Annotated in this window: 19 protein-coding genes; 12 read left to right on the top strand and 7 right to left on the bottom strand. The window is 61.2% G+C overall.

What is annotated here, in order from left to right; all coding sequences use genetic code 11:
* Window positions 1-123 precede the first annotated feature (123 nt).
* Together ABHR63_RS04510 and ABHR63_RS04505 are read left to right on the top strand one after the other, a co-directional pair.
* On the top strand, window positions 124-3870 hold the full coding sequence (locus ABHR63_RS04510) for a phosphoribosylformylglycinamidine synthase (protein WP_195625012.1): 3747 nt from the start codon (window positions 124-126) through the stop codon (window positions 3868-3870).
* A gap of 99 nt (window positions 3871-3969) precedes the next feature.
* Window positions 3970-4905, top strand: coding sequence for a DMT family transporter (locus ABHR63_RS04505; protein ID WP_138111966.1), 936 nt, complete (start codon window positions 3970-3972; stop codon window positions 4903-4905).
* A gap of 190 nt (window positions 4906-5095) precedes the next feature.
* On the opposite strand, the gene ABHR63_RS04500 is transcribed toward ABHR63_RS04505, so the two are convergent.
* Complete coding sequence (locus ABHR63_RS04500; RefSeq protein ID WP_238057599.1) at window positions 5096-6238, bottom strand: GGDEF domain-containing protein; 1143 nt, start codon at window positions 6236-6238, stop codon at window positions 5096-5098.
* Window positions 6239-6426: 188 nt separating this feature from the next.
* A complete protein-coding gene (locus tag ABHR63_RS04495; RefSeq protein ID WP_346965333.1) occupies window positions 6427-7449 on the bottom strand; it encodes a 2-keto-3-deoxygluconate permease in 1023 nt (340 codons plus the stop codon).
* A 266-nt stretch (window positions 7450-7715) separates the two neighbouring features.
* Between ABHR63_RS04495 and ABHR63_RS04490 the strand changes: the two genes are divergently transcribed.
* Entirely contained in the window at window positions 7716-8528 is an 813-nt protein-coding gene (locus ABHR63_RS04490; RefSeq protein WP_138111958.1) for an HD domain-containing protein, read from the top strand.
* Here the strand turns inward: ABHR63_RS04490 and ABHR63_RS04485 are convergent.
* The 3 genes from ABHR63_RS04485 to ABHR63_RS04475 are packed head-to-tail and all read right to left on the bottom strand — an operon-like array spanning window position 8525 to window position 12150.
* Window positions 8525-9730 carry an electron transfer flavoprotein subunit alpha gene (locus ABHR63_RS04485; protein ID WP_138111955.1) on the bottom strand — a complete coding sequence of 402 codons (1206 nt, stop codon included), beginning with the start codon at window positions 9728-9730 and terminating at the stop codon, window positions 8525-8527. The two genes, ABHR63_RS04490 and ABHR63_RS04485, sit on opposite strands and share 4 nt — an antisense overlap.
* The gene (locus ABHR63_RS04480; RefSeq protein ID WP_195625015.1) at window positions 9731-10546 is read right to left on the bottom strand and encodes an electron transfer flavoprotein subunit beta/FixA family protein; all 816 of its coding nucleotides are present in this window, start codon (window positions 10544-10546) and stop codon (window positions 9731-9733) included.
* 2 nt (window positions 10547-10548) lie between these two features.
* The gene (locus tag ABHR63_RS04475) at window positions 10549-12150 is read right to left on the bottom strand and encodes an FAD-binding oxidoreductase (RefSeq protein ID WP_346965334.1); all 1602 of its coding nucleotides are present in this window, start codon (window positions 12148-12150) and stop codon (window positions 10549-10551) included.
* A 343-nt stretch (window positions 12151-12493) separates the two neighbouring features.
* On the opposite strand from ABHR63_RS04475, the gene ABHR63_RS04470 reads away from it, so the two are divergent.
* From ABHR63_RS04470 to ABHR63_RS04430, 9 genes are all read left to right on the top strand, one after another.
* Entirely contained in the window at window positions 12494-12790 is a 297-nt protein-coding gene (locus ABHR63_RS04470; RefSeq protein ID WP_138111946.1) for a hypothetical protein, read from the top strand.
* Window positions 12787-13296 carry a hypothetical protein gene (locus ABHR63_RS04465; RefSeq protein WP_117746254.1) on the top strand — a complete coding sequence of 170 codons (510 nt, stop codon included), beginning with the start codon at window positions 12787-12789 and terminating at the stop codon, window positions 13294-13296. Before ABHR63_RS04470 ends, ABHR63_RS04465 begins: the two co-directional genes overlap by 4 nt.
* A 90-nt stretch (window positions 13297-13386) precedes the next feature.
* Window positions 13387-13986: a hypothetical protein gene (locus tag ABHR63_RS04460; protein WP_161160416.1), complete on the top strand. Its 600-nt coding sequence runs from the start codon at window positions 13387-13389 to the stop codon at window positions 13984-13986.
* 49 nt (window positions 13987-14035) lie between these two features.
* The gene (locus ABHR63_RS04455; protein WP_138111941.1) at window positions 14036-14251 is read left to right on the top strand and encodes a hypothetical protein; all 216 of its coding nucleotides are present in this window, start codon (window positions 14036-14038) and stop codon (window positions 14249-14251) included.
* 18 nt (window positions 14252-14269) lie between these two features.
* Window positions 14270-15700, top strand: coding sequence for a hypothetical protein (locus tag ABHR63_RS04450; protein ID WP_346965335.1), 1431 nt, complete (start codon window positions 14270-14272; stop codon window positions 15698-15700).
* A 118-nt stretch (window positions 15701-15818) separates the two neighbouring features.
* Window positions 15819-16535 (top strand): DUF554 domain-containing protein, encoded by a 717-nt coding sequence (locus ABHR63_RS04445; RefSeq protein ID WP_346965878.1) that lies wholly within the window; start codon window positions 15819-15821, stop codon window positions 16533-16535.
* Between the two features lie 87 nt (window positions 16536-16622).
* The gene (locus ABHR63_RS04440; RefSeq protein ID WP_346965339.1) at window positions 16623-18383 is read left to right on the top strand and encodes a TerB N-terminal domain-containing protein; all 1761 of its coding nucleotides are present in this window, start codon (window positions 16623-16625) and stop codon (window positions 18381-18383) included.
* Window positions 18376-19680, top strand: a complete 1305-nt coding sequence (locus tag ABHR63_RS04435; RefSeq protein ID WP_006234469.1) for an ATP-binding protein — start codon at window positions 18376-18378, stop codon at window positions 19678-19680. The genes ABHR63_RS04440 and ABHR63_RS04435 overlap by 8 nt, the downstream gene beginning before the upstream one ends.
* 116 nt (window positions 19681-19796) lie before the next feature.
* Window positions 19797-22241 (top strand): DEAD/DEAH box helicase, encoded by a 2445-nt coding sequence (locus ABHR63_RS04430; RefSeq protein WP_346965340.1) that lies wholly within the window; start codon window positions 19797-19799, stop codon window positions 22239-22241.
* Between the two features lie 26 nt (window positions 22242-22267).
* On the opposite strand, the gene ABHR63_RS04425 is transcribed toward ABHR63_RS04430, so the two are convergent.
* Both ABHR63_RS04425 and ABHR63_RS04420 read right to left on the bottom strand, forming a co-directional pair.
* Complete coding sequence (locus ABHR63_RS04425; protein WP_270226233.1) at window positions 22268-23146, bottom strand: spermidine synthase; 879 nt, start codon at window positions 23144-23146, stop codon at window positions 22268-22270.
* Window positions 23147-25054 carry an elongator complex protein 3 gene (locus tag ABHR63_RS04420; RefSeq protein WP_346965341.1) on the bottom strand — a complete coding sequence of 636 codons (1908 nt, stop codon included), beginning with the start codon at window positions 25052-25054 and terminating at the stop codon, window positions 23147-23149.
* Between the last annotated feature and the right edge of the window lie 32 nt (window positions 25055-25086).

Below are 25086 nucleotides of genomic sequence, written 5' to 3'. Positions count from 1 at the left end.
AGCTGTCGTATCATAGTGAGGTTTACAAACATGTGGCTCAAGGCGACCGCGAGGCTTGCCCCGTAAACCGACCGCTGCCGCATACCGTACCGTACGCCCAACCGATCAGGAAGGCAGGAACCAATGGTCTCTCGTATCTACGTGGAGAAGAAACCCGGGTTCGACGTCGAGGCTCAGCAGCTCAAGGGCGAGCTGACCGAAATTCTCGGCATCAAGGGCATCGAGGCCCTGAGGATCATCAACCGCTACGACGTCGAGGGCATCGACGAGGAGCTTTTCCGCTCCTGCGTGCCGACCGTCTTTAGCGAGCCCCAGGTCGATGTGACCTACGACGAGCTCCCCGCAAGCGATGGCGCCGTCTTTGCCGTCGAATTCCTGCCTGGCCAGTTTGACCAGCGCGCCGACTCCGCCAGCGAGTGCGTGCAGCTCATCAGCCAGGGCGAGCGCCCCGCCGTGCGCTCCGCCAAGGTCTATATGATCTCGGGCACTCTGGACGAAGCCGCCATCGATGCCATCAAGCACTACGTGGTGAACCCCGTCGAGGCGCGCATCGCCTCGCTCGACCTGCCCGAGACGCTGTACATGGAGACCCCCGAGCCCCAGCCCGTCGAGGTGCTCGACGGTTTCCGCGAGCTCGATGAGGCCGGCCTTGCGGCTTTTATCGCCGAGCGCGGTCTTGCCATGGACGAGGCGGACATCGCCTTCTGCCAGCAGTACTTCCGCGATGAGGATCGCGACCCCACCATCACCGAGATCCGCGTGATCGACACCTATTGGTCCGACCACTGCCGCCACACCACCTTCGGCACCGTCCTGGACGACGTGACAATCGACGACGCCGTGGTGCAGCAAGCCTTCGACCGCTACATGGAGATGCGCCACGAGCTCGGTCGCGACGCCAAGCCCGTCTGCCTCATGGACATGGGCACCATCGGCGCCAAGTACCTTAAGAAGACCGGCGTCATGACCGATGTCGATGAGTCCGAGGAGATCAACGCCTGCACCGTCAAGGTGAAGGTCGATGTCGACGGCGAGGACCAGGACTGGCTGTTCCTCTTTAAGAACGAGACCCACAACCACCCGACCGAGATCGAGCCCTTCGGCGGTGCCGCCACCTGCGTGGGCGGCGCTATCCGCGACCCGCTCTCGGGCCGCAGCTATGTGTACCAGGCCATGCGCGTCACCGGCGCCGGCGACCCCACCGTCCCGGTTTCCGAGACGCTCGAGGGCAAGCTGCCACAGCGCAAGCTCGTGACCACCGCTGCCGCCGGCTACTCCAGCTACGGCAACCAGATCGGCCTTGCCACCGGTCAGGTTAATGAACTCTATCACCCCGGTTACGTGGCCAAGCGCATGGAAGTTGGCGCCGTCGTGGGCGCCACCCCGGCAAACCACGTTCGTCGCGAGTGCCCCGCCCCCACCGACAAGATCATCCTGCTGGGTGGTCGCACCGGCCGTGACGGCATCGGTGGCGCCACCGGCTCCTCAAAGACCCAGAACACCGAGTCCATCGAGACCTCGGGTGCCGAGGTCCAGAAGGGCAACGCCCCGGTCGAGCGCAAGCTGCAGCGTCTGTTCCGCCGCGGCGACGCCTGCCGTCTGATCAAGCGCTGCAACGACTTTGGCGCCGGCGGCGTCTCGGTCGCCGTGGGTGAGCTTGCCGACGGCCTGTATGTCGACCTTGACACCGTGACCAAGAAGTACGACGGCCTGGATGGCACCGAGCTCGCCATTTCCGAGTCCCAGGAGCGCATGGCTTGCGCCGTCGCCGACGGTGACGTCGAGGAGTTCATGGGCTACGCCGCCGAGGAGAACCTGGAGGCAACCGTTATCGCCGAGGTTACCGCCGAGCCGCGCATGCGCATGGCATGGAACGGCGTCGCCATCGTCGATCTATCCCGCGAGTTCCTCAACTCCAACGGTGCACCCAAGCACCAGGTCGCCCACGTCTGCGCCCGCAGCGTGTGGCAGCCCAGCTGGGCCGGCACCACACTTGCCGAGCGCATGACCTCGCTCGTCACCGATCTTAACGTCGCCTCCAACAAGGGCCTTTCCGAGCGCTTCGACTCCACCATCGGTGCCGCAACCGTGCTTATGCCTTTTGGCGGCAAGACGCAGCTCACCCCGAGCTCGGCCATGGTCGCCAAGTTCCCCGTGGACGGCGAGACCACCACGGCAAGCGCTATGGCATGGGGCTTCAACCCCTACCTGATGGAAGCCGACCAGTTTGCGGGCGCCTACCTGTCCGTGGTCGAGTCCATCGCCAAGCTCGTGGCTGCCGGCTTTGAGCACAAGCGCGCCTACCTCTCCTTCCAGGAGTACTTCGAGCGCCTGCGCACCGAGGCAGAGCGCTGGGGCAAGCCCATGGCAGCCGTCCTGGGCGCTCTCATGGCCCAAGTCGACCTGGGTGCCGGCGCCATCGGCGGCAAGGATTCCATGAGCGGCTCGTTTGAGGACGAGGCCGGCGAGCTCAACGTTCCGCCCACCCTGATCAGCTTCGCTGTTGCCGTGGGCCGTGCCGCCCGTGCCGTCTCACCCGAGTTCAAGGGCCTGACGCATCGCGTCGTGCGTATCGCCCCCGCCACCTATGGCGAGGACTACCGCCCCGACGCCCAGCAGCTGCTCGCCGCGTTTGATGCCGTCGAGGCGCTCACCGCCACCGGTGACGCCCTGGCCGTCTCCACGCCCGGCTACGGCTGCGGCGCCGAAAGCCTCTTTAAGATGTGCGTCGGCAACCAGATCGGTATCGAGCTTGCCGAGGATGTGGACGTGGAGAGCCTCTTCACCCCGCTCTATGGCAGCTTTATCGTCGAGCTCGCCGAGGATGCCGAGCTGCCCGAGGTCGCCGACGGCGTTGTCGTCGAGCCCCTGGGCACCACCGTCGAGGGCTATGTCATCGACACCGGCTCCGAGGTCATCGAGCTCTCCGAGCTCCAGGAGGCCTGGGAGAGCGGCATCGAGGGCGTCTTTGCCTACCGCAGCGCCGACGAGACCCCCGAGGTCGAGACCATCGACTTCCGTGCCAAGGACATCCACGTGTACAGCGGCGCCAAGATCGCCCGTCCGCGCGTGATCATCCCCGTGTTCCCCGGCAACAACTGTGAGTACGACAGCGCACGTGCCTTCCGCGCAGCCGGTGCCGAAGCCGACACCTTCGTGATCAACAACCTCACGCCCGAGGCCGTCGCCGAGAGCACCCACGAGCTTGCCCGCCGCATCCGTGCAAGCCAGATCGTCATGATCCCCGGCGGCTTCTCGGGCGGCGACGAGCCCGACGGCTCTGCCAAGTTCATCACGGCGTTCTTCCGCGCTCCCGAGGTCACCGAGGCAGTCCGCGACCTGCTCAAGGCCCGCGATGGCCTGATGCTGGGCATCTGCAACGGCTTCCAGGCCCTGATCAAGCTCGGCCTGGTGCCCTACGGCGACATCGTCGACGCCACGCCCGATGCGCCCACGTTGACGTTCAACACCATCGGCCGCCACCAGAGCCGTCTGGTGCGCACCCGCATCTCGTCCAACCTGTCCCCGTGGCTGTCGCAGTGCAGCCTGGACGACCCCTACACCGTCGCCATCAGCCACGGCGAGGGCCGCTTTGTCGCCAATGACGAAGTGCTCGCCCAGCTGATCGCCAACGGCCAGGTCGCCACGCAGTACGTGGGCGAGGACGGCAAGCCCAGCATGGATCTCTCCGTCAACCCCAACGGCTCCGCGCTCGCCATCGAGGGCATCACGAGCCCCGACGGCCGCGTCCTGGGCAAGATGGGCCATGCCGAGCGTCGCGGCGACAACCTGTACCGCAACGTGCCCGAGCATGTCCCCGGCGATAAGTTCATGCCGATCTTTGAGAGCGGCGTAGCCTACTTCGCTTAAAGCTTTCCCATCGGGTACAATCCCCTCGGGTAACAACGCCCGCCACCGGCACCCCCGGTGGCGGGTTCTTTTTTGCTTCGCGCATACAGGAAGGACATCATGGAAAGCCGCAAGCCGTATCTCGCCACCCTGCCCGGACTCATCCTGGGCTGTCTCGTTTGCTGCGCGCTCTGGGGCTCCGCCTTCCCCTGCATCAAGATCGGCTACGGCCTCTTTGGCATTCCCGCGCACGACAGCGCCTCGCAGCTGCTCTTCGCGGGTCTGCGCTTCACCCTTGCCGGCATGCTAGTCATTGTTGGCATGAGCGTGGCCCAGCGCCGACCGCTCGTTCCGCAAGCGCGCGATATCAAGCCCATCTGCATCTTGTCGCTCTTCCAGACCATCGGCCAGTACTTCTTTTTCTACCTTGGTCTCTCCCGTGCAAGCGCTATGTCGAGCTCCATCATCGAGGCTAGCGCCAACTTCTTGGCTATTCTCTTTGCCGCCCTGGCGTTTCGCACCGAAAAGCTCGATGCGGCCAAGGTGCTCGGCTGCGTACTGGGCTTTGCCGGTGTCGCGCTCGTCAACCTTTCGGGCGCGGACGGCACCTTTGGCTTTACGCTCGACGGCGAGGGCTTTATCCTGGCCTCCACCGTCGCGGGTGCCCTTTCGACCTGCCTGATCGGCATCTTCTCGCGCGAGCACGACGGCGTCTTGCTTGCCGGGTGGCAGTTCTTGGTCGGCGGCCTGGTCCTCACCGCCATCGGCTTTATGATGGGTGGCGCGCTCTCCCCCACGGCGATTGCCCCCGCCATCGCGCTCATCATCTACATGGCGCTTATCTCCGCGGTCGCCTACTCGCTGTGGTCGCGCCTGCTTGCCGTCAACCCCGTCAGCCGAGTCTCGGTTTTTGGGTTTATGAACCCCGTCTTTGGTGTGCTGCTGAGCGCGCTGCTGCTCGGCGAGGGCGCTGGCACGAGCCCCGTTACCGTCATCGTTGCCCTGCTGTTGGTCTGCGGCGGCATCATCATCGTCAACAAACCCAAAAAAGCCTAGCGAGCTCACCTTTTTAGGGAGGGTGTTCACACACTTTAGCTTAATGGGGTGCGCTGGTTCTCGTTGATTTCGTACCGAGCGCGGTGGCAGACGCCCGTCTTGCCGCAACGCGCCTAGGCATTATGGCCGGTGGCCCCTACAAACGCAAAAGGGGCGCATGACCATCGCAACGGTCGTGCGCCCCTTTTTTCTAGCGAACCTGGATGCCGGATTTCTTTTTGGCGTCCTTGATGCGATAGAGCTCCGCATCGGCAGCGCGCAGAAGCTCTTGCCACGTGTTGATCCCATCGCCGTAGCGCGCGTAGCCAATAGACATTCGAAGCGAATAGGGTGTCTCGGCGCGCGAGAGCTCGCTATTGATCGCCGAACACAGGCGGATAATGTCGTGCTCCGTCGCCCCCTTTTGCAGTACGACGAACTCATCACCGCCATAGCGCGCAATAAAGCCGCCGGACGGCGAACAGGCGTCCTTGAGCACTGCGGAAACAACCTGAAGAGCATGGTCGCCCTCCACATGTCCATACTGATCGTTAATCTGCTTAAAGCCGTCGGCGTCCATCATAAGCAGATACACATCATCGGCCTGGTCCACATTTGAAAAGAGCGACAGCATATAGGTCTCAAAACGGTTGCGATTGTTAAGGCCAGTCAACGGGTCGGTCGAGATCAGTTGCTCCTGACAAACAATGTAGAGCTGCAACATACTTAACATGATGCCGACACTAAGGCAGGGACCCGAATAAAAGACCTGAAAGACACCGGCCACCAAGGCCGGAATGGCGAAAAATGCCAAGGTTTGATAGATGGCCTTCTTTTGTAGGCTCTCGACCTTGCAAGATTGTATAAACGCATGCAGGGACGTATATATAACGTAGCAGTAGCTGACGATGGGCTGGATCATATAGACAAAACCGCGACGATACGCGCCCTGCGCATCGATATAGAACAGGGCATGCGTCCAGTAGCTAGTAAACGCCAGTACGACTACCAGCACCGCAGGCAGCGTTACAAACGCCATCCTATAGCGCGCGGTCAAAAGGCGAGAACCCTGCACCGTCTCGGAATAGATAAACCAAATGAGGCACGCGGCGGCAAAGAGCGAAAACGAAACCGCGTTGGAAATCCAGTTGGCAGCAATGCCCAGCGTGCCGCCCACACCGTCCGAAAGCGTCCAGATTATATCGAATAACATGTACGCGGCAGAGGTGTAGCCGAGCGTACTAAACAATAACTGTTGGGTACTCGAGAACAAGGAGTGGCGACTTCGCGCGGCAAGCCCGATAAGAACAATCATGCATAGCAGGAATATCTCGATCTTGAGTGCCTTAACCACTAGACGCCATCCCCTCAATATCCAAGTGGTCAGAATCGCCCGATTCGTGTCTGGGCAATAAACGCCCCTTACTCCGCAGGGGTAAGGGGAATAATAGCAGAGCGCCCGAACGTTGCTGCAAGACAGCTCTCGTTCGGGCGCTCTGACGGCGCGAGTTGCACGCCGGAATCAATTATCGGTAACGGACGTTACTCACCGTCGATATCGGTTGCGACAGCCTCCTCGATAGCTTCGACGCCAGCAGGCGACAGGTCTTCCTTGCCCTGACAGAACTTCTTGTCGACCCAACCGGTCAGAATCGGAGCCATGATTGCCGTGATGATAACGGCGGTGGCGATCTGGGCGTACGCAGTGGGTGCAAGCTCGGCGTAGCGCGGCGCGACCTCGGCAAGAGCAACCGGCGTGGTCATAGCCGTGCCGGCGATGGTGGAACAAGCCACGGCAGCTTTGCCGTTACCACCGCACAGGCGCTCGAACGCAAAGGTGATGGGACCGACGATAAACAGCGTGACAAGGCCCAGCAAGATGCCGGGAATACCGCCGGTGATAAAGCTCGACAGGCTCATGGACGCACCGAGCTGAAATCCGATGACGGCGATCGCGGGATTGGCGCCGGGAACCAGCAGGTTCTTGATGAACGGGAAGAGGTTGCCCAGAACCATGCCGATAACGAGCGGCAAAATGGAGCCGATGATGGTACCGACAGGGATGTTGGCGAGACCCGAAACGCCCAGGATGATCATGGTGACGGCGGGACCGGCCGTAAAGAACAGAATACCCACGGCGCCCTGCTCGGATTCGTCGCCGAACTCGCCCATGATGCCCGTGTAGAGCGCCATGTTGCAAAACGTAATGCCGCCGATGATGGAAACCGAACTCAGGCCCAAAAGGTTGTCGTTAAAGAAATACGCAACGCCCAGACCCAGCGCGGCTGCCACCACAAGCTTAGGAATCAGCACGACGATGCCGGTCTTGATGGCACCCGGCGTGGACTTAAAGCTGATGCCGGCGCCCACAAACAGCAGGATCGCGGCGACGATGGTATTGGAACCGCCGCGGCAGGCAGCCGTAAAGAAGCCGCCGATCTCAAAGACCTGCGGACAGAAAGTGTTGAGCAAAAGGCCAACGATCATGGGATAGATCATGATGTCGCCCGGGATACGCGGGACTTTGAATTTCTTTTGCTCGTTGGCGGTCGCTCCCTGTGCCATGAAACCCCCATTTCCGCTGACGCGGAACAAAAGACCACGTCATACTTTGCTACAGTAAAGTTTGATCATGGTACCAGAAGAAGCAGACCAGCTCAGTGAGAAATTCGATTCGTTAGGCCGGGACGCCAAACGTGCCCCGCTCTTATATGAGGCTCAAAACGATATAGAACACGATGCCCGAGACGCAGCAGAAATATCAACCTGCGGCAATAAAGTTCGCCTACAATTGCCACCGGATCGAAAGACGTATCTGTAAGGAAGTCATTATGACAGCTATCGATCGAGCTCGGGCGTCCGAGGCCTTTAAAACCTATACCGATGCCTACGATGCCGCCAACCCGCGTATCGCCCTCAAGATCGAACATACCTATCATGTGGCCGAGACATGCGACGCCGTGGCACGCGAACAGGGCTGGGTGCCAGAGGATATTGACCTGGCATGGCTTTGCGGCCTGCTACACGATATGGGCCGCTTTGAACAGCTGCGACGCTGGGACACCTTTAAGGACGCCGAGAGCATGAGCCATGCGGCGCTCGGCGTCGAGGTCCTCTTTGGCAAACATCCCGCCGACGCACCCGCCACGACAAACATCCGTGACTTTATCGAAACCGATGCACATGACGAGCTCATCCGCGCAAGCATTGCCTATCACAGCGATTTCCGCCTACCTGCACAGCTCGACACACGCACACGGCGCTTCTGCGATATCGTGCGCGATGGCGACAAGATCGACATTATGCGCACCATCGCCGACAGCACCGTCGACACCATCCTCAAGGTTGATGAGGATACATTTCTCGCCAGCCACTTCTCGGCACCGGCGCTTGTCGCCTTTGCCGAACACCGCTGCGTCGCACGCGACGAACGCGATGAGCCGGCCGACTACTTGGTGGGGCTCATCTGCTTTATGTTTGAGCTCGTCTACCCCGCAAGCCGCGCGCTGGCGCGCGAGCAGGGCGATATCTACCGCCTGCTCGACGCGCCCTTTGGCATTGTGCGCCCCTTTACCGATCCCGCCACGCAGGCGACCTGGGAGCGCCTAAAGAAAGAGATGCGAGCCTGGCTAGCCGGCGCCTAGCGCTCGAGCTGGGCCAGGAGCTCCTCAACGACCTCGACGGCGTCGCCGACGACCTTGTACTGGGCGGCGCCAAAGATGGGGGCATCCGGGTCCTCATTAATGGCGATAATGCACTCCGCCCCACCGATGCCGGCAAGATGCTGGATGGCGCCCGAAACACCGATACTCACGAGAAGCTTGGGCGAAACCGATACGCCGGTCTGGCCAATCTGATGGCGATACTCCAGCCAGCCCGCCTCCACGACGGGTCGTGTGCAGCCGAGCTCGGCACCCAGGGCTTCGGCGAGCTTTCGCATCAAGGGTAGGTTTTTCTTGGAGCCGATACCGCGACCCACAACAACTAGACGCTCGGCATCGGCAATCGAAGCCTGCTGGCCCCATTCCTCAGCGGGAATCGAAATCTCGACACGAGCCTTGGCGTCTTCCGCAAGGAATACCTGGGTAATCGTGCCAGAGCGGCTGTAGTCAAACTCGGGCGCTCCAAAGATACCGGGACGCACCGTTGCCATCTGGGGACGCTGATTGGGGCAAATGATGGTGGCCATCAAGTTGCCGCCAAACGCCGGGCGCGTCTGCTGCAGCAAGCCCGTTTCCGTATCCATCGAAAGCACGGTGCAGTCGGCCGTAAGGCCCGTCTGCAGGCGCACGGCAACGCCAGGCGCCAACTCGCGGCCAAAGGCGGTCGCACCGTACAGAATGGCTTCGGGCTTGCGCTCGGCTACCAAATCGCAGATGAGACGAGCATAGACCTCCGCGTCGTTCTGACGCAGGCGCTCGTCACGACAGACCAGAACTTCGTCCGCACCGGCGCAAACCAGATGCTCCAGGTCCCCGAGCGAGCCCTCGGGGCCCATGCCGACCAGCGCCACCAAGCGACAGCCGCGCGCATCGGCAAGCTCGCGGCCCTTGCCCACGAGCTCGAAGGCCACGGATGCCACGGCATCGTGCTCGTCAGTTTGCACGAAGACCCAAATGTCTCGATATGCGTCAAGGTCTACCGCACCGGTGGTCTCATCGCGCTCGATCGAAATAGCGTTGACGGGGCAGGCGTCGACGCACCCGCCGCACAGGATGCAGCCGTCGGTTACGCGGGCACAGCGATTGGGACGCTCGCCCTCCACCACAATACCGCCCGAGGCGCAGGCGCGAACGCAGCGACCGCAGCCAATGCAGGCTTCGCCATCGATAATCAGTCCGCTCATCTATGCCATCCCCTCGATAATCTTGGCGAGTTTTGCCGCCTGCTCGGACGCCGTGCCCTCAACAGTCTCACACGTTTGGTCGCGGTCGGGCACAAACGAGCGCACGACCTGCGTCGGCGAACCGGCAAGACCGCAACGCGAGGGGTCGGCGTTCACGTCGGCAGCGCCGACCACGCGCACGTCCGCTTCCTCGGCCGCGCGAATGCCAGCGATACTCGGCATGCGCAGCTGGCCAATCTCCTTGGCAGTCGTCATCGCGCACGGCATCTCCAGATACACCGTTTCCTCGCCGGCGTCACAGCCGTGGACAAGCGCCAGCGAGCCGCAGGTCGTAAAGCCCGCGCCCTGCACGCAACTCACGTCGGTCACGCAGGGAATCTCAAAGGCTCCGGCAAGCTCGGGACCAATCTGGGCCGTATCGCCATCAACTGCCATCTTGCCGCAAATGAGCAGGTCAAAGTCCTCGTCGAGCGCCTCGATGCCACATTTGAGGGCATAGGTGGTAGCCAAGGTATCGGCACCCGCAAAGGCGCGATCGGTCAGCAACAGCGCGTCATCGGCGCCGCGGGCGATGCAGTCGCGCAGCAGTGACTCGGTCGCGGGGATGCCCATCGACACCACCGTCACGCGCACATCCATGCCAAAGCCGATAAAGTCATCCTTGAGCGACAGCGCGCATTCCAGAGCGCTTGCATCGAACGGGCTGATGACCGCCTGCTTGCCGTCACGCACAATCGTATTGGTCTTGGGGTCCATCTTGACCTCGGTGCTTCCCGGCACCGCCTTGACGCACACCACCATATGGAATTCGCTCATCTTCACGCGCCCCCTTTCTGAACGAGTTCATCCAGGAGCTTCTCCGAAAACAGGTTGCCGCGGCCGAGCTGTCCAGCAGGGTCGAGTTGGAGCTTGAGTCGAGCCGATTCGACCATGGCCTCGTGGCCGTACATCGTCTCCAAGAAGCCCGCCTTGATCTTGCCGACGCCATGCTCGGCAGAGACGGCACCACCCATGGCCGTGATCTCGGCCGCCCACTGGGCAAAGAGCTCGCCGCCGGCGCGATAATCCTGCGCGTCGCGCGGCAGGATATTCACATGCAGATGGTTGTTGCCGATATGCCCCCAGGCGGCAGACTCAAGCCCGCTTTCGGCCAGCGTGCGACGATAGAGGGCGATAACATCGGCCAAGTGCGCGTTGGGCACCGACATATCCGAACCCAGCTTGGTAATGGTGAGGTCCGTGCGGCGACGCTCGTCGATGAGCATGTTGACGCTCTCGGGAACCGCGTGGCGGAAGAACCGCTGGCACTCGCGATCGACCTCGGTGCGCGCAACCCATGTCGCGTCGTCGCGGCCGCCCGCAAGCTCCAAAACCCATCCCAAGTGGTACAGCTCCTCGGTCGCCTGTGCCTCGTCGTCGCAGTCGAGCTCCACGTAGACGCAGACCTTTGCCTCATCGTCGAGTGCCGGCAGCGAGGCAAAAGCAGTCGACTGCTCGCGCTGGCGGCGAAGGATATCCAGGGCGCCCGCATCGAAATACTCGATAGCAGCCGCGTGGGACAGGACCGGGCGCACGGAATCGGTAAAGGCAACGGCCTTGTCCTCGCTATCGAAAAAGCAGCTCACGCCCCACACAACCGCGGAAGCAGGCTGCAGGGCGATCTCGAGCTCGGTGATAACGCCGAGCGTGCCACATGCGCCGATAAAGAGATCGATGGCGTCCATATCGTCCGCAACATAATAGCCCGAAGCATTTTTGGTCTTGGGCATGGTGTAGTCAGGAAGATCGAGCTCAAGCGAACGTCCTTCCGCCGTCACAAGTGAAAGGCGACGGCCCTGAGCAAAAACCTCACCGCGGTGAAGCTCGAGCAGGTCACCATCCGCCAGGGCAACGTGAAGGCCCGTGACATGCGGACGCATGGGGCCATAGGCATAGCTGCGGGCGCCGGAGGCGTTGCACGCCGCCATACCGCCCAGGCAGGCAGATGCCTCGGTGGGGTCGGTGGGAAAGAACTGCTCGGGGGCAGCTTGGAACTCCTCGTATGTCCGAAGCGACGCCTGGTCCCAGCCGCCTGTCGGCAGCGCCTTTTTGACCAGCTGTTTGCGCAGCTCCGACAGTACGACGCCCGGTTCCACGCGCAGCAGAAACCGGCCCTCGTCATCGCAGCGAAGACCAAGGTAGCGATTCATGCGCGAGGTGTTGAGGATATGCCCGCCATGAGGCACGGCGCCGGCAGCGAGGCCCGTTCGGGCACCCTGGACAGTCACCGAAACACCGTCGGCATGGAGCTGCCGCAAGATAGCGCGCACCTCGTCTTCCGATGTCGGAAACGAAATGCTCGAAGCCTCGCCCGACGAGCGAGACTCGTCGCGACCGTATTCCTCGAACTCATCGGTGAAGGGTTTGATGGTTGCAGACATGCAGACTCCCCTTTAGCTAACTACAGTGTTTGCAGGGAGATGTTACCGCATCGTTTCGTTGACGTGTTCGAGACCGCCTCCATAATTGAGGTTTTTTACGCGCATGCAATTCGGCGAACGGCCGAGTTTCCTCGGCAGGCGATGCTTTTGACACATATCGTTCCGCCGCCAGCGATCGAAAAATGTCGCTCGAAAAAAGTTGAAGTATTTTTTACCGCCCTTTACCTGCGGGGATGTCAATCCGTCAAGCATTTGGTCAGCTTTTGGTCAAGTTGCGGCTGATACGGTCGGCATCGACAGCCAAAGCCGATAGAAGTTTTGGCCCAAGAGCAGGGAGGTTCCCATGGCATATTACTGGCCCCAGTACGGCATCGCCATCGAGGTCGACGACGACCCTTATCTCTTACCCTTCGATGAAGAGGCATTCCCCGATACGGCGGTCTACCACGTCACCACCGATGTGATCTGCGACCCCGAGTCGTTCTCGGCGCTCGCCCACCACATCGCGCATATCCACGACATCGAGCTCCCTCCCGACTTCGACGAGCTTGTCTACTCACGCCGCCTGATGCTTCACATGCTCTTTGGAGCGAACCCGTCCACCTTTGCGCGCATCTATACCGCCAAGGATGCCGCATGAGCGCGAAGAAGCCACCCCACTTTGCAGGCCTGGGTCGTCGCAAGAAGCTCATCGTTGCCTGCTTGGCCATCGTCTGTGCCCTTGTCGCCGTAGGACTATACGCTTGGCAGTCGCAGCCCGTACCCGAGGCGGGCGCTTCGGTTACGACGGCCGAGGGCAAAACGCGTCAGGAAATCCAAGATGAGCTCGACGCCATCGTCCGCGACAACATGATGACGATTTCGGTCGCACCGGTCGCTCAGCTGCAGGAGGACGGCAAGCTGCGCGTCAACGTGCAAAACGTCCAAGACAATAAATTTCCCCAGCGATTCCGCGTCATCCAAAACGACGAGACCATGTACGAATCCGGTGTGGTCGAGACCGGCAAGACAATCGAAACGTGCCCCGCCGGCGACATCAAAGAAGGCGAGGCGTACATCGAGATTCAGGCGCTCGATGCCAAGACCCTCGACAGCCACGGCAATCCGACACGTGTCAAGGTGCGGGTTGAGCAAGCCGAGAACTAGCTTTTCCGGCCGACGCGGCACCGCACGCAATTCACCAGCATTCGTCCAATCATCGCGGGGACGGCCCGCGGCGAATAGAAAGGAACGACCATGGACATCACCAGGAACATGAACGGAGCCAGAGCGCTCGCCGTGGGCGCAGGGCTCGCGCTCGCGCTCGCAATGGGCGCCGCCCCGACGCCAGCTATGGCAGCCGGGCGCGTTGGAACCACGAAGGTAATGGTCAGGACCGAGATCGACAACGTTGAGTTCAAAGTTCCGACGGTTATTCCCTTCGTCGCCAAGGCCGACGGCACGCTTCAGGGCCCCTCAGAAGACGCGACCACCATCGACAATCATTCGGCCTACGGCATCCATGTCACCAACATGAAGATCGACGCCATGAACACCTGGACCATTGCCGCCGACGCCAAGGCCGGAACCGCGCAGAACTCCATCGACTTTAAGGTCGGCCCCGACGGCGCGCTCCAGAACGCCAGCGCCGCAATGCAGGGAACGGGCCTCGATCTTTCCAAGAATGCAGCCTTCGACATGGGCTACCAGGGCATTGCCGGTGGCACGGACAAAATTAAGCTCAAGACAAGCGGAAACGTCGCCCGCGTCACGCGCGACATCTTCCGCGTAACCGGCGAAGGCGATCAGGTTGCAACGATCACCTGGACGGTCGAGCCCGGTGCGCACACGGCATAAGGCCGTCGCCCTGGCCGCCGCCGTCAGCATCCTAGCGTTTGGGCCAGCCATGGCCTTTGCCCAGCAAGAACAGGCGCAGGCCGCCACGCAAGTGACGGTCGACCTCTCGGAGCTCGACCGCAGCGACCGCGAGGAACCGTTGGCGCAGACAGGCGACAAACGATGGCTCTTGGCAGCAGGCGCCGCAGCAGCAGGCGCGGGAACCGCCGGCCTCGGTCTGCACATCAAACACAGCCAGAAACAAAACATGAACAGGCCGCACTAAATTAGCTAAGGAGACCCCATGGCATCGAAGAACCTTTTGCCCGTCGTCGCACTCTGCGGCGCGCTCGCAACCGGAACGCCTGTCGCCGCTTGGGCGACTCCTGTCATGGCAGACTCCTTACCAGCGGCCCTAAGCTCCGCACCAAATCCGTCGAGCGCCATTGCGTGCAAGCGTTTTTCGATCGCACAGGCCGCAATCTCAACCTCGGGATGCCTTCGTCGTAATACGGACGGCTCGATAGTCGTGGATATCAATCGTTCGAACAAGGCAAACGGCTCCCAGGCGGGGTGCGCCGTCTGCACGTGGCGCTCGGTTGTGCTCGATGCAGATGGCGATCCATGCAATTTAGAGCTGCGCATCGACATCGCTTCGGTCGATGACTCGGCGAACGGAGCGAAGGTCGCCTTCGACGGTACGTTTTTTGAGAAAGGAGGCGGTATATGTCTGGGCTGCGCCGCCGCGAATGCAGACGACACGCAGCCCACCCTCTCATTCACGGCATCGTTGCGGCTGACCAAAGCCGGTACCGATGCCATCGCGGCGGGAGAAGCGTCCCTGCTGTTCTACGCCGTCAGTACCAAAGACACAGACGCTCATTTCGAGAAGCCAGCCGGATCACTCAGCCTTACACGAGGGATAGAGGCAGGCCCTATTGAAATCGATGCCCGCGCGCAAAGCAGGCAACGCATTCTTGCCGACCCGGCGCTTCTCGAAATGGAGTGGAACGGATCCGGAGCCATCGGAATTCTCCCCTCCGCGTTTGACGCCAAGACGCTCCCCCCAAACGACGAACCCATCAACGCAACCATACAAGAAGAGAGCGCGGACAAAGAAGCAGGTGCGGGCGACACGCCGTCGCCGACAAACAGCGTCCCAGCTTCTTTCGAAGCGCCGAATGAGCCCGCTGCCGATCCAAACGATCCCGAGTTCGCGGACAGTCTGGGGCTTGCTGATCCTCAAGAGATCGATGAAGGTAACTGCTGCGTGCTTGCCGCGCTCGACCACACGGAGGTCATCGACGCTGCGAGCATCGAAGTTGCCGCCGCCAATCAGCCCGTCCGCAAGTCGGCTATCATCGCATTTCCTGAATCCATCGAAGTCGTCTTTTTGCCATCGGGCGAGGTCGTGGCCCCAACACTGCTCACCTTGTTGGGCGCCAAGAATACTCGAAACGAAATTAAAAAGGTCACAGTTGTCGACCCTGCAACCACCGCCAAGCTGCGTCTATACGCCGTTGCTCCAGACGGAGGCAAGACCTTGGAATTCGATGGCGACACACTCCTGGCCTGGCGACGTCTGGACATTATGCAAGACGTCTCGTATCAGATCGAACTCGAAGGGTTTGATCGTGCCCGCGATGCCAATATCATCGCCGCGGCTATTGAATCCCCACAGCGGCTTATGACACTGCGCTTTGAATACTATCCCTATGTCCCGACAACCACCTGAGGCTTAAATGCCGCGCATCATTCCTAATACCACTTACATAACGTATTAGATGAGTCGCGATGTACCTCGCATTTCGTTCTGCTACGATTGCCACGTTGGCATCAATACAGGAGGGCTCATGCCGGGCTTGGGAACAATCATCAACGTTGTGCTTTTAGTTGCGGGCGGTCTTTTGGGATTAGCGGGCGGCCGCTTCATTACACCGCGCATCCAAGACACGCTCATGAAAGCATCGGGGCTGTGCGTCCTGTTTATCGGCCTTGGCGGCACCATGCAAAAGATGCTCCTTATCGATGGGAAGGCGCTAGCGACCACCGGCACCACCATGCTCATCGTCTCGTTCGCCCTCGGCTCGCTCATCGGCGAGGCCATCAACTTGGAGGCCGCCATCGAGAACCTTGGCGAATGGCTCAAGCGCAAAACCGGCAGCGAGGGCGATAACGAGTTCACCAACGCTTTTGTCTCGACTTCACTCACCGTGTGTATCGGCGCCATGGCCATTGTGGGATCGATCCAGGACGGTCTGCTCGGTGACTGGTCAACGCTTGCCCTGAAAGGCGCATTGGACTGCATCATCGTCTGCACCATGACGGCGTCGCTTGGCCGCGGCTGCATTTTCTCCGCCCTGCCCGTCGCCGTGTTCCAGGGGACGATCACGCTGTTTGCCGGCGCACTCTCCCCCATCATGACTACGGCAGCCCTCGACAGCCTTTCGCTCGTAGGCTCCATGCTCATCTTCTGCGTCGGCGTCAACCTCATCCGTCCTCAGACCTTCCGCACGGCCAATATGCTCCCCTCCGTCGTCATCGCCGTCATCTACGCCCTCCTGCTCTAAATCTATCAACGCAGCGGTATCTCGAACACCTGTTTGATGCTGTGCTATGATATGAGGTCACCGTAGCTGCGTTCGAGAGGAGGAGCGGTGGCCGACCAGGACATCAAGATGCTCATCGAGCGCATTATGGCCGAGGCCCGGACCCATCAGTCTGCCCGCTTCTCACATGAAGTCTACGCAGACGAGCCGATTCTCAAAACCGGCCGACAGATGCAGAATTTCCTCCCCGACCAGTACCGTAAAATGCGCGAGATATCGCGCTGGCAGGATGACCCCAAGGGCGGTGCGGGCCGCTGGCTTTCGGAAGCCGAGCTTTTTTACCGCCAGGGCCTGCTGATGGCCGACTTTGAGGACGACTGTCCCTACAACGGCACCTTTAAGTCGTACTTTCCCACCTACAACGCCATGAGCGACCGGCAGCTGCGCGGCTACTTTACCTGGCGTGCCCAAGTGCGCCGCGGAACCGTCGAGGAAACGTCTACGTCCTTTGCCTTTCTGTATCTCTATGAGCTGATTTGCGGCATTGGCGTAGATGACCCGCTCGACGGTTTTAACAAGATCAAGGCCTTTTGGGATGTCTATCGCGCCTTCGAGCCCGGCATTGATCGGTTTGCACGCGTGTGGTTGCAGGATTACGCCGTATTCCATGGGCTCGACCCCAAGCTGCTCCGCGACTCTAAAACCGTCATGTTCGATAACGCCCTTATCGAGCTGCGGCGCGCGGCACGAGACCTTGTACCGGCACCGGCACCGTCCGACCAGACCCCCAAACGTCGCAAAACCTCCGAGCCCACGCTCCCCCTTCCGCCCGATGAGGTGCGCGAGGAGCGACTCATGGCCGCCATCAACGCCCTCTCCACGTACAACCTAAGTAACTCGCGGCTCGACCGCAGCCACCACCGCGATCTGCGCCACGTGGCATGCGCCGTGTATGTCCGCATGGCGCGCTACTATGACACGCACCGAAAGACCGGCATCGTAGCGAGCTTGTTTGGGGAGGAGACGGCCATGCCCTACACCATGTTTGCCTCGGCCGTATTCTTTGCGCCCGAGCGCCACGAGGACTGCGAATACCGCCTGGATCCCATCCACATCTACCGTTGCCAAAACGGCTTTTGGGAATGCATGCGTATCCATGGTAGTAGGCAAAAGAGCAAAAAGCTCGGTGAAATGATGCGCGCCTGCGACCAACGCTTGCGCCTGGCGCTGGACCCCGCCCATCCCCTTAAGGAAGAAAAGGTCCCCAAATATCTGGCCAAGATTATCGATGACGAGATTGTGGCATGGCTTTCGTGGGACGCCGCACACCAGCCCGTCAAGATCGATATCGACCTGACTCAGCTGGGGCACATTCGGAGCGCCGCTGCGCAAACGCGCGAAGCACTTTTAATCGACGAAGAGCGCGAGGACGGCGCACCTGTGGAAGCCGAGGCAGCGGACTCAGGGCAACCGGAAGCCGAGCCCGTAGCCGACGCGATTGTCGAGGCGGTCGCGGCACCCATTCGGCAGGACGAGACCGACGAGCCAACCATATCCACCGAACAGTTTGGTGTCGTGGCACCGCTTCTCGCGCCGACGCCCGCGTTCGCAGCTGTTGCGCCCGCTGACGCCACGAACGAACTCACGCCTGCCGCAGACGCCTATCTCCGCGCGCTGCTCGAGCACAACGCAGTACAGGCGGAATCGGCGGTAGTGCAATCGGGGCAGAGCGAGGACATGCTCGTCGACAGCATCAACGAGGCGCTCTTTGACCTGGTGGGCGACACCGTAATTGAATTTAGCGCGGCAGGGCCGCAGATTATCGAGGACTACGAAGCAGACGTGAGAGGATACCTAGACCATGAGTGATACCGCATCCGCAGCGCCCCGTGTACCCAAACGCGTCGCCGCCGTTATCCTTAACTCGCTCAAGGGCGGCGTGGTCCCGCGCATCGGCCTTCCCTATATCACCGTGGGTCGCGAGGTCGAGATTCGCGCCCTGCTCACCGATTTGAGTCTCATCGCCGATGGCGGCGCGAGCTTCCGCTTCTTAGTCGGTCGCTACGGCGCCGGCAAGAGCTTCTTGCTTCAGACCATCCGAACGCATGCCATGGGCGAGGGATTCGTCGTCGCTGATGCCGACCTTTCCCCTGAGCGCCGCCTGCAGGGCGGTCAGGGACAGGGCCTTGCCACCTACCGCGAGCTCATCCGCAACATATCGACCAAGACGCGCCCTGAGGGCGGTGCGCTCAACCTTATTCTGGATCGCTGGGTCGCCTCGTGCGCCGACGTCGACGAGTCGGTCGTCAATGCCCAACTGGCCCCGCTCGAGGAGATGGTCCACGGCTTCGACTTCACCCGCATGCTCCGCCGCTATCGCACGGCCGTATCCGAGGGCGACGAAGAAGCCATGAGCCGCGTGACCAAATGGATCCGCGGCGAATACCGCACCAAGAGCGAGGCCCGCGCCGAACTGGGGTCCTCAACCATCATCAGCGATGACGACTGGTACGACTACGTCAAACTCATCGCGCGTTTTTTGGTTTGCAGCGGCTACAAGGGCATGCTGGTGCTCATCGACGAACTCGTGAATCTGTATAAGATTCCCAACGCCATCACGCGCCAGTACAACTACGAGAAGATCCTGACCATGTACAACGACACACTTCAGGGCAAGGCGCAGTACCTGGGCATGATTATGGGCGGCACGCCAACCTCCATCGAAGACCGCCGCCGCGGCGTGTTCTCCTACGAGGCTCTGCGCAGCCGACTCGCTCAGGGTCGCTTTGCGCGCGAGGACCTTAAGGACATGCTCGCGCCCATCATCCGTCTGCAGCCACTCACCTACGAGGAGCTGCTGGTGCTGATCGAAAAACTCATGCAAATTCACGCCGGCTACTTTGGCTGGACGCCCACGCTTACCGAGAACGACTTGGTGGACTTCCTCAAGATCGAGTTCGGTCGCGTGGGAGCCGACACGCATCTGACGCCGCGTGAAGTCATTCGTGACTTTATCGAGCTGCTCGACATCCTATGCCAAAACCCCGACGCCAACGTGGCCGAGCTGCTGCAAAGCGTCGGCGGCGACGCGCTGGCGACGGCAGCCGCAACAGGTGACACCGATACCGCAGGCGGCGACCGTAACTTCGCCGAATTCACCATCTAATCTGCCAAAAAGGGACAGGTTTATTTTGGCAGGTTTTATCTGGGAAAACGTTGAGGCAGTAATGCAGCAAGCCACTGCCCACCGCGTTGAGAGATTCGCTTTTGAAAGGAGGCCCCGTGAACGCCTTTGACCGCTACGCCCCATTTATCCAAGACTTCATCTACTCCCACGATTGGGAGAGCTTGCGCTCTATCCAGGTTGCGGCGGCAGATGCCATCTTTAACACGCAGGACAATGTGCTCCTGACGGCATCCACGGCTTCCGGCAAAACCGAGGCGGCCTTCTTTCCCATCCTGACCGAGTTTTGGGAGAACCCGCCCGCAAGCGTTGGGGCCCTCTATATTGGCCCCCTCAAAGCACTCATCAATGATCAGTTCGTCCGTCTCAATGACCTGTGCGAAGAAGCCGCCATCCCCGTCTGGCACTGGCATGGCGACGTTTCGCAGTCGCACAAGGCAAAGCTCATCAAAAAGCCGAGCGGTATCTTGCAGATTACGCCCGAGTCGCTCGAGGCGCTCCTGATCCATAAGCACATGGCAATCCCTCGTATGTTCTGCGACCTGCGCTATGTGGTTATTGACGAAGTCCACTCGCTCATGCGCGGCGACCGTGGCGGGCAGACGCTCTGCCTTATCGAGCGACTCTCGCGCATGGCCGGCGTGCAGCCTCGACGCATTGGCCTTTCCGCTACCATCGGCGACCCCGAGCGCACGGGCGCTTTTCTCTCACAGGGAACGGGGCGCGACTGCGTTATCCCCCGCTTTGAAGAACCGCGTCGCGTGTGGCGCATCTCCATGGAGCACTTCTACAACTCGGGCCCCCAGGCACAGCAGCGGGTATTCGAGAGCATGGGTCCTCAAGAGGCCGAAGTGCTTGCATGCGAGCGCATTGAGGCAGCGGCACCCGTGGCACTGCCCGCCGGCGCCCAATACATGCGTCACAGCGGACAGCTCATACAAGAGGAGCGCCGTCAACGTCGCGAACGGGCACGGGGCAAAGCCGCTCCCAAAGACCGTCGCACTTCCTCGGCCCCCGAGGGCGAAGTCGACATCCCACGAGCGACCGAGCAGGCGCTTCTCAACCCCACCGACACGGCGCCCGACAACGCCGACCCCGGTATGGGCTATATCTTTGAGTATACGCGCGGCCGCAAGTGCCTGGTCTTTGCCAACTCGCGCGAGGAGGCAGAGGCCGTGTGCTCCATGCTGCGTAGCTACTGCGAGAACCGGCACGAGCCCGACCGTTTCCTCATTCATCACGGCAATCTTTCGGCATCGTTGCGCGAGACGGCCGAGGAACTCATGCGCGATGAGGAGCAGGCACAGACAACCGTCACCACCTCTACGCTGGAGCTCGGTATCGATATCGGCCGTCTGGAGCGTGCGTTCCAGATCGATGCGCCGTTTACCGTCAGCTCCTTTTTGCAGCGAATGGGCCGCACGGGACGCCGCGATCTTCCGCCCGAGATGTGGTTTGTTATGCGCGAGGAAGAGCCCGAGCCGCGCACGATGATGCCCGAGACCATCCCGTGGAAGCTCCTGCAGGGCATCGCGCTCGTACAACTCTATCGCGAGGAAAAGTGGGTCGAGCCGCCCGAGCTCGATCGACTCCCCTACAGCCTGCTCTACCACCAGACCATGTCGACGCTCGCCAGCACCGGCGAGCTCACGCCGGCCGAGCTTGCTCAGCGTGTACTCACGCTCAGCTATTTCCACCGCGTCTCGGCCGATGACTATCGCGTACTGCTGCGCCACCTCATCAAGATCGACCACATCCAGGTCACCGAGGGCGGTGGGCTCATCGTGGGTCTCGCGGGAGAGCGCATCATCAACAACTTTAAGTTCTACGCCGTGTTCCAGGAAAACGAGGAGTTCACCGTTCGCAGCGAGTCGGCCGAATTGGGCACGATCGTCAACCCGCCACCGCCCGGTGAGCGCATCGCCATCGCCGGACACTGCTGGATTGTCGAGGAAGTGGACTGGAAGCGCCACACCGTCTTTGCCACGCAGGTCAAGGGCCGTGTGCCGGCCTACTTTGGCGACTGCCCCGGTGACATCAATACACACGTACTCGAACGCATGCGCAAGGCGCTCAACGAGCATGCGACATATCCGTACCTCATGGCTAACGCACGGGCTCGCTTGGCGCAGGCTCGTCATACCGCCGAGATTTCGGGCGCGGGAACTAAGCCGCTCATCAACCTGGGTGGCGACACCTGGGTGCTCTTCCCCTGGTTGGGCAGCTACGCCTTCCTAGCACTCGAGCGCATGCTTAAAATCAAATGTGCCGCTGAGTTGGGCCTTCGCGGGCTCGATCCGTCGCGTCCATACTTTATGCAGTTCAAGATGAAGGCCGACGAGGAGACATTCTTTGAGGTGCTCGCCGCCGAGGCCGAGAAGGACTTCGATCCCATCGAGCTCGTCTATCCCGGCGAGGTGCCTTATTTTGATCGCTACGACGAGTACGTTCCCGAGGAGCTCGTGCGCAAAGGCTTTGCCGAAGGCGTGCTCGAAATCGAGGGTATGAAGCAGCGCGTTCTCGGCTGGCGCGACCACGCCTAAGACCAATCTTTTTGGGACGGGGAGACTTACTTGTCGTGAAGGACGGTGCCGAGAAAGTCGGTGTCGAAGGGCACGGCTTCGGCAAAGGCGTAGTTGCCGTCGCTGGCGATGAGCAGGTAGTTTTCCTCTCCGCCGAACTTCGCATCGCCACATGGGACCACCCAGGCGTGGGCGAACACCTCGAGTGCCGTGGCAGCGCAATCGCGCAGGAACGTCACATCGCTCCCCTCGCTTGCGCTCACGATATTGGCAACGTAGACGCCACCGAAATTTAGGCTGCCCCGCACCAAACGCAACGCTTCAACCGTCGCCAGCTCGCGTACGGGCTCGGCACCGCCAAAGCAATCGCTCACGACCACGTCGTAGCGACGATGGCCCACACTTGTCACACCCAGATACGAGCGAGCCTCAGCAGTAATCACCCGCAAGCGGTCGCCCACCGTGCGCTCCAGCTCGTCCAGATAGAACCAACGGCGCGCCAGGCGCGTAATCTCTCCGTCATACTCGATGACGTCCATGCGCAAGCCCTCGTGCGACATCAGGGCGAATTTAGGATAGGCAAACCCGCCGCCGCCCAGCATAAGCATACGGTCGATGCCGTGACCATAAGCGTCGCGCATCGCATCCTCGGACTCAAACACGTCGTCAAACGCACGATAGTACGCAAAGACGGGCTCGGCCCAACGCTCACCGACATAGCTCGCGCTTTGGTAGACGCCGCCTTGCACCAACACGCGAATCTCATCGCCGCCCTCATCGTGCACGCGTTTCACACGCGCCAACCCATTGCGGGTTCGCGCAACCTGCAGACAGGCAGCGCGAACAGCGACGGCGGCCGCACCAAGCGCCGCGGCTCCCAGAGCAACGCCGGCAACGACGCCGGCAGAAACACTTGGCTTGTTCATCTAGAGCTCCTTTTGCAGATAGAGTCCATGGTCGTAAAAACCCAAATGGCGATAGTACTCGCGTGTGCCAATCGCGCTGATCACGTTGATGCGCGCATAGCCCGCGTCCCGAGCAATATGGCACGCACGCTCCACGAGCAAACGCCCCAACCCGTGATGCTGCGCCGCCTGGCCCTGGTCACCCACGCGTGCCGCCATGCCATACACGTGCACCTCGCGAATCATCGCCTCGTCCGGCGTCGTCGGCAACTCGTCCGCATGCGCGGCAACAAATGAATGGTCGGGCAGCGACAGGCGCAAAAAGCCCGCGATCTTGCCCTGCGGCGTCACCCACTGCAAAAAGCGCTCGTAAGTCACCGGCGTCTCGTACGCCACTTCCTCATCAAGAGATAGCTCATCCAAGTCGGCACCCGCCGTACTGATCTCGCGATAGCGAATCTCGCGCACCGTCGCACCGTCACCCCGAGCAGCCAGGCGGTTCTCAACGAGCTGACGCAGGTTGGGCTTCTTGTTGCCCACCATGATGTCATCGGAACTAAAATCGCGGATCATGCGACTGATACGGCAGAACGCCGGCGTCACCACGATGTCGTCGGCCAGCACGTCGAGCAGTTCTTCCTCGGTATAGGGGCGCCACTCGCCGCGCTCGTAGCAGCCCACCAGACGCGAGCCCTCGATGAGCGCACACGGGTAGACCTTGACCTCGTCGGGCATAAAGGCCCCCTCAGTCATAAAGTGCTCGTAGTCGCGCTTGTCCCCCTCGGGTGTGGCGCCCAGCAAGTTGAGCATAAAATGCGCGTGGATCTTAAAGCCAAACAGACGCGCAAGCGAAAACGCCCGCTCGATCTGCGCCACCGAAATGCGACGCTCGTTGATATCGAGCAGGTGCTGGTCAAGGCTTTGGATGCCCATCTGAATCTTGGTGCAGCCCAGGCGACGAATGAGCGTGAGCGCCTGTGGCGTCACGGCATCGGGGCGCGTCTCGATAACGAGCCCCACCACGCGATGCTTCGCCGTCTCGTTGATGCGCTGCTGACGTTCAAGCTCCTCCATCGTGGTCGTCTGCCACTCGGCGACCTCGCCCCACGGCGTACCGGGACCGTACAGACGACGCACCGCGCGGTTATAGCCACCCACGGCAGCATCCACACGCCCCTGCTCGTCGGCAACACCGCTCGCAAGCTCGGCCTCGTCGGTCGCAATACCGGCAGCCCGATAGCGCTCACGGCGTTCTGTTACCACCGGCGGCAAGGCATCGGCAGGAGCGTCATCGAGTAGACGCCCTGCCTCGGCACGGCTGATGCCCGGACGCGCCAACATGGGGTTGGCAGCCACGCCGGCGACGGCATCGTCATTGAGCGCACGGAAAAGCTCTGACATAAACCATGTCTGATAGCCTTCCGGATAGTCGCTCCAGGTGCCACCGAGCACAATGAGCTCTATCTTGTCGGTCGCATGCCCCATCTGCGAAAGCGCCGTCAAACGGGCACTCACCTGCAGATACGGGTCAAAGCAATTTTGCTCCGCACGGGCGCATGCCGGCTCGGCGTGCAGATAGCTCTTGGGCATGCGCAGGTCGTTGGGGCAAAACAGGCAATCGCCCGAGCACGGCCTGGGCTTGGTGATGACGGTAATGGTCGCCACGCCCGAAGCCGTGCGGCGCGGCTTCATACGCAGCACCTGCAGCAGTTGACGTTCCAGATCGGAATCGACATTCCACGCAGCCCACCGAGCCGGCTCCTCACGTTTAACCCGCTGGTAAAACGGCAGCAGGCGGCGCTTGGCCAAATCGCGTTTGTCGGCACCCTCGCGGCGCGCCTCGGCATGTATCAATTTGACGAGTGCTTTGTCGTCCACGGTCTCGCCGCGACGCAGAGCCTCAAGTATGTTCAAGATAATCTGTTCCATGCCCCCATTGTAAAGGCAAAGGCGCCGAAGCC

The sequence above is a fragment of the Collinsella aerofaciens genome, assembly GCF_039752775.1.
Classification (GTDB): Bacteria; Actinomycetota; Coriobacteriia; order Coriobacteriales; family Coriobacteriaceae; genus Collinsella; species Collinsella aerofaciens_R.
Note: the sequence above shows the minus strand (reverse complement) of the source record. Positions and strands in the feature narration are given on the sequence as shown.

Coding starts and splice junctions, on each gene's coding strand:
- ABHR63_RS04510 (WP_195625012.1), top strand. CDS start 124: ATGGTCTCTCGTATCTACGTGGAGAAGAAACCCGGGTTCGACGTCGAG.
- ABHR63_RS04505 (WP_138111966.1), top strand. CDS start 3,970: ATGGAAAGCCGCAAGCCGTATCTCGCCACCCTGCCCGGACTCATCCTG.
- ABHR63_RS04495 (WP_346965333.1), bottom strand. CDS start 7,449: ATGGCACAGGGAGCGACCGCCAACGAGCAAAAGAAATTCAAAGTCCCG.
- ABHR63_RS04490 (WP_138111958.1), top strand. CDS start 7,716: ATGACAGCTATCGATCGAGCTCGGGCGTCCGAGGCCTTTAAAACCTAT.
- ABHR63_RS04485 (WP_138111955.1), bottom strand. CDS start 9,730: ATGAGCGGACTGATTATCGATGGCGAAGCCTGCATTGGCTGCGGTCGC.
- ABHR63_RS04480 (WP_195625015.1), bottom strand. CDS start 10,546: ATGAGCGAATTCCATATGGTGGTGTGCGTCAAGGCGGTGCCGGGAAGC.
- ABHR63_RS04475 (WP_346965334.1), bottom strand. CDS start 12,150: ATGTCTGCAACCATCAAACCCTTCACCGATGAGTTCGAGGAATACGGT.
- ABHR63_RS04470 (WP_138111946.1), top strand. CDS start 12,494: ATGGCATATTACTGGCCCCAGTACGGCATCGCCATCGAGGTCGACGAC.
- ABHR63_RS04465 (WP_117746254.1), top strand. CDS start 12,787: ATGAGCGCGAAGAAGCCACCCCACTTTGCAGGCCTGGGTCGTCGCAAG.
- ABHR63_RS04460 (WP_161160416.1), top strand. CDS start 13,387: ATGGACATCACCAGGAACATGAACGGAGCCAGAGCGCTCGCCGTGGGC.
- ABHR63_RS04455 (WP_138111941.1), top strand. CDS start 14,036: ATGGCCTTTGCCCAGCAAGAACAGGCGCAGGCCGCCACGCAAGTGACG.
- ABHR63_RS04450 (WP_346965335.1), top strand. CDS start 14,270: ATGGCATCGAAGAACCTTTTGCCCGTCGTCGCACTCTGCGGCGCGCTC.
- ABHR63_RS04445 (WP_346965878.1), top strand. CDS start 15,819: ATGCCGGGCTTGGGAACAATCATCAACGTTGTGCTTTTAGTTGCGGGC.
- ABHR63_RS04435 (WP_006234469.1), top strand. CDS start 18,376: ATGAGTGATACCGCATCCGCAGCGCCCCGTGTACCCAAACGCGTCGCC.
- ABHR63_RS04425 (WP_270226233.1), bottom strand. CDS start 23,146: ATGAACAAGCCAAGTGTTTCTGCCGGCGTCGTTGCCGGCGTTGCTCTG.
- ABHR63_RS04420 (WP_346965341.1), bottom strand. CDS start 25,054: ATGGAACAGATTATCTTGAACATACTTGAGGCTCTGCGTCGCGGCGAG.